Origin of the sequence: Candidatus Albibeggiatoa sp. nov. BB20 (genome assembly GCA_016744725.1) — a bacterium.
Taxonomy (GTDB): Bacteria; Pseudomonadota; Gammaproteobacteria; order Beggiatoales; family Beggiatoaceae; genus Albibeggiatoa.
In genome coordinates this window covers 1-4,443 of the sequence record JADGDW010000249.1, presented here as the reverse complement: position 1 = coordinate 4,443, position 4,443 = coordinate 1, and the positions used below count along the sequence as shown (strand labels likewise).

The window sequence follows — 4,443 nt, the reverse complement described above, 5'->3', positions numbered from 1 at the left end:
GAACAAAGGTAAGGCTTGCTCATACTGACCTTGAGATTCATATAAACCTGCGAGATTATTGAGGCTTAGGGCATAATCAGGATGTTGCTTGCCTAACACTTGTTCAATTATTTCTAAAGCTTGTTGGAACAAAGGTAAGGCTTGCTGATACTGGCCTTGGGCATCATATAAACTTGCGAGATTATTGAGGCTAGTGGCATAATCAGGATGTTGCTTGCCTAACACTTGTTCAATTATTTCTAAAGCTTGTTGGTACAAAGGTAAGGCTTGCTGATACTGGCCTTGGGCATGATACAGTCCTGCGAGATTATTGAGGCTAGTGGCATAATCAGGATGTTGCTTGCCTAACACTTGTTCACGAATCGCTAAAGCTTGTTGGTGCAAAGGTAAGGCTTGCTCATACTGGCCTTGAGATTGATATAAACCTGCAAGATTATTGAGGCTAGCGGCATAAAATGGATGTTGCTTGCCTAACACTTGTTCACGAATCGCTAAAGCTTGTTGGTACAAAGGTAAGGCTTGCTCATACTGACCTTGGGCACGATACAATTCTGCGAGATTATTGAGGCTAGTGGCATAAGATGGATGTTGCTTGCCTAACACTTGTTCACGAATCGCTAAAGCTTGTTGGTACAAAGGTAAGGCTTGCTCATACTGACCTTGGGATTGATATAAACCTGCGAGATTATTGAGGCTCAGAGCATAATCAGGATGTTGCTTGCCTAACACTTGTTCACGAATCGCTAATGCTTGTTGGAACAAAGGTAAAGCTTGCTCATACTGACCTTGGTCATGGTATAGTAAAGCAAGATTATTGAGGCTATTAGCATAAACAGGATGTTGCGTACCTAATATTTGTTCACGAATTGCTAAAGCTTGTTGATACAAAGGTAAAGCTTGGTCATACTTATTAGCATCATAAAAATTGAGTCCTGCTTTATTTAAATATCTAGCTTTATCATAACTTTCTGGTAAGAAATTGGCTGCTTGTAGATAATATTCCGCAGCTTGAAGGTATTTCAATTGGATTTCTGCAATATCTGCACGCTTTCCTAAAATTATTGCAGCAGATATGGTCTTATCTCTTTTTACCTTCTTGATTTTCTCCTCCATTTTCCTCAGTTTTTCAATCCCATCCAATTCATGCTTAAACGCTTTTTGTAACAATTCATCTGCTCTATCAAAATCAACCTTAACATCTTTACCCTCAATAAACTGCCGTGCTTGCTGTAAATATTGCTGTACTTCTGGATCATCTGATACATCAAGCATATTGGCATTGTCTAACAAATTTTTATAATTTTTGGCAATTTCCCGTAACTTCGCATCTAAATTATATCGAGGTACTTGGTTTTTCTCTAAAATCCTAAAGAAATTCTTGACCGCATTATCAGTCACACCCAAATCCGCTGCATATTGAGCAAACGCTTTCTCAGAAACACCATATTGCTTAACAATATTCATATCACCCATACCCGTATGCGACACAATAATACTATTATCACCTTGCTGAGTAACATCACCGCCATCACTCAGCAAAAATGCACCTGCAACAACCCCAATCACCGCCGCAATAATGCCATACATAGTATTGTAATAATGATTTGAAATATGCTGCTGATTACCCGAACCACCCGCAATAATGTTTGACTTATCAACATCACCTTCAACTTTTACAGCCTGTCCACTTTCCATCACACAACCTCATCAAACCGCGCATACAATAATGACATACCAAAACCTCAAATCTTGCAAGCGATTTTTAACTTTCCAAACCGCGACGACAACAACCTAAAAAACGCAAACCCCAATAAAATCACCCTATTTCCTAATGGATTTAGAAACATCGTTGTAGCAATCTTTCAATTGGTTTTTACCCTGCAAACCCTATAATATAAGCCACCACTTCTGAGATAAATTAAGGATGCTTCATGGCTTTGCTGCAAATTGCTGAACCCGGACAATCAACCGCCCCACATCAACACCGTTTTGCGGCGGGTATTGACTTAGGCACAACAAACTCACTGGTTGCCACGGTCAAAAGCGGGATTGCAGAAACGCTTCCCGACCTACAACAACGGCACATTCTCCCCTCAGTGGTACGTTATTCACAACAACAAACCCCTATCGTTGGACACGAAGCCAAACGACATGCGGTGACTGACCCGTTTAATACCATTGCATCAGTAAAGCGATTAATGGGACGCGGCGTGAAAGATGTCAAAACCACGGGTTCAAGCCTGCCTTATGAATTTATCACTAATGATGAACACGGAATGCCGATGATTCGGACTGCGGCGGGTGATGTCAGTCCCGTACAAGTATCAGCGGAAATCCTGAAAAATTTAAAACAACGCGCCCAAGACAGTTTAGGTGATGAACTAACAGGCGTAGTGATTACCGTTCCCGCCTACTTCGATGATGCACAACGCCAAGCCACCAAAGACGCAGCACAATTGGCAGGCTTAAATGTATTGCGTTTACTCAATGAACCGACAGCCGCCGCTGTAGCATACGGACTAGACCAACAAGCCGAAGGCATTTTTGCCATTTATGATTTAGGTGGTGGCACGTTCGATATTTCGATTTTACGTTTGCAGCGTGGCGTATTTGAAGTGATGGCGACAGCGGGTGATTCAGCGTTGGGCGGTGATGATATTGACCGTTTAATTGCCCAATGGATAATGCAACAAGCGGATATTGCTGAAGACGTAGACCAAGGAAAAATCCGTGAATTACTCGACATGGCGCGTGCAGCCAAAGAAGCATTGACCGAACAACAGCATATTAATATTGAAGTGCTAGGCTGGAAAGGCAGCTTAGATAAAAATCAATTACACGAATTAGCAGACAATTTAATCCAAAAAACCTTAGCCCCTTGTCGTCGTGCGTTACGTGATGCGGGCGTGACAACAGAAGAGATTAGTGAAGTGGTAATGGTGGGTGGTTCAACACGGATGCCTAGAGTACGTGAGAAAGTCGGTGATTTCTTTAAATGTACACCTCATACCGATATTGACCCTGACAAAGTGGTTGCGCTTGGTGCAGCAATTCAAGCAGATATTTTAGTCGGCAATAAATCAGGCGATGACATGTTATTGTTAGATGTGATTCCATTATCGCTGGGTTTAGAAACCATGGGCGGCTTGGTTGAAAAAGTGATTCCTCGCAATACCACGATTCCCGTTGCTCGGGCGCAAGATTTCACCACCTTCAAAGATGGTCAAACCGCAATGGCCGTGCATGTGTTACAAGGCGAACGTGAATTAGTGTCTGATTGTCGTTCTTTGGCGCGATTTGAATTACGTGGCATTCCGCCAATGGTGGCAGGTGCAGCGCGAATTCGGGTCAGTTTTCAAGTTGATGCTGATGGTTTATTAAGTGTTTCGGCACAAGAGGAAACCACAGGCACACGCAGTGAAATCACGGTTAAACCGTCGTATGGTCTCACTGATGGTGAAATCGAAACCATGCTCAAAGACTCGATGACTCATGCTGAAGATGATGTTGATGTGCGTAATTTGCGTGAACAACAAGTGGAAGCAGAACGGGTTGTACTCGCTTTAGAAGCCGCATTACAAGCAGACAGTGAGTTGTTATCTGAGCAAGAATTGAGTACGATTCAACACGCTTTACAACAGCTACAACAATCCCGACACGGTTCGGATATAAAATTAATTAAACAAACCATGACCAATGTAGACCAAGTGACCCAAGATTTTGCCGCACGACGCATGGATAGCAGTATCCAAAAAGCGATGCAAGGTCATAAAGTTGAAGAATTTTCAGGAGAATAACCCCCGATGCCAAAGATTACCTTTTTAGCCCATGAATCCGTTTGTCCCGACGGTGCAGAATTAGACGTGGATTCGGGTATTACTATTTTAGATGCTGCGTTATTGAATGGGATTGAGTTGGAACATGCGTGCGAGAAATCGTGCAGTTGTACCACTTGTCATGTGATTATTCGTGATGGCTTTGATTCTTTGGAAGAAGCAACAGAATTAGAAGAAGACATGCTGGATAAGGCGTGGGGTTTGGATGCGGAATCCCGTTTAAGTTGTCAGGCGATTGTGGCAGATGAAGATTTAGTTGTTGAAATTCCTAAATATACTTTGAATATTGTCAGCGAAAACCATTAGTTTTTTTAGGCTGTCCATCTTTGATTATTAGGATGGATAGCCATTAGCACACCTTTAATTATGACCACTTTCAAATTTTTACCAATCCCATCTTAAATCCGCTCATTGCTTTGTAACTCTTTATCTTTTCTGTCATTTATTTTATGCTCTTACTCTTGTCTCTGTTTTGTTCAAATCTGATTCAATGTTGGCTATATAGTCGTTTTATTTCCATGTATAAGGTTAAAACCTTCGCCTTTCAGGCGAACAGATTTATCTCCCTAAACTCAAGAATGGCTTATAATATGAGAGATGGAATACA

General features: G+C 41.8%; 3 protein-coding genes. 2 read left to right on the top strand and 1 reads right to left on the bottom strand.

What is annotated here, in order from left to right:
• Nucleotides 1-1,695 (bottom strand): tetratricopeptide repeat protein (locus tag ABXH34_RS18035; RefSeq protein ID WP_353573276.1); only part of this gene is annotated, 1,695 nt, incomplete at its 3' end.
• Nucleotides 1,696-1,931: 236 nt separating this feature from the next.
• Between ABXH34_RS18035 and hscA the strand changes: the two genes are divergently transcribed.
• The gene (gene hscA, locus ABXH34_RS18030) at nucleotides 1,932-3,797 is read left to right on the top strand and encodes a Fe-S protein assembly chaperone HscA (protein WP_353573275.1); all 1,866 of its coding nucleotides are present in this window, start codon (nucleotides 1,932-1,934) and stop codon (nucleotides 3,795-3,797) included.
• 6 nt (nucleotides 3,798-3,803) lie between these two features.
• Nucleotides 3,804-4,142, top strand: coding sequence for an ISC system 2Fe-2S type ferredoxin (fdx, locus tag ABXH34_RS18025; protein ID WP_353573274.1), 339 nt, complete (start codon nucleotides 3,804-3,806; stop codon nucleotides 4,140-4,142).
• Nucleotides 4,143-4,443: the final 301 nt, after the last annotated feature.